The organism is Staphylococcus caledonicus (assembly GCF_016238465.1).
Lineage (GTDB): Bacteria > Bacillota > Bacilli > Staphylococcales > Staphylococcaceae > Staphylococcus > Staphylococcus caledonicus.
In genome coordinates this window covers 1-423 of record NZ_JABTXV010000018.1, presented here as the reverse complement: position 1 = coordinate 423, position 423 = coordinate 1, and the positions used below count along the sequence as shown (strand labels likewise).

Below are 423 nucleotides of genomic sequence, written 5' to 3'. Positions count from 1 at the left end.
GTTCTAGTCCAAGTGAGCCTTCTTGAATGAGATCAAGTAAATCAACGTTTCGCTTCTGATAGCGTTTTGCGATCGACACCACAAATCGCAAGTTCGCTTCAAGCAGTTTCCGCTTTGCCTGACTTCCGGCGGCGATCGCTTCGGTTAATTCTGTTTCAGTTCGCTTTGCTGCGGTTGCCCATTCTGCGATCGTTGGTTCTCTCTGTAATTGCTTCAAGAGTGTTGTTCTTAACTGTTGAAGCTGCATTAAGATCTGAACCTGCTGACCATAGTGCAATTCCTGAGCCGCGTTGAGAAGTGGAAATCGACCAATGTCACGCAATTAAAGCTGCATTAAATCAGAAACATCGTAGTCTGTCTCCATAAAACTCCTCAAAGCAGCAACCTGACGAAAAACAAAGGTCTTGGATCGCATTCCTGAAA

Annotated in this window: 1 protein-coding gene; it reads right to left on the bottom strand. The window is 45.2% G+C overall.

What is annotated here, in order from left to right; genetic code table 11:
- Positions 1-322: sigma-70 factor domain-containing protein (locus HS848_RS12545; protein WP_269814431.1), on the bottom strand; the 322-nt coding region annotated here is incomplete at its 3' end.
- Between the last annotated feature and the right edge of the window lie 101 nt (positions 323-423).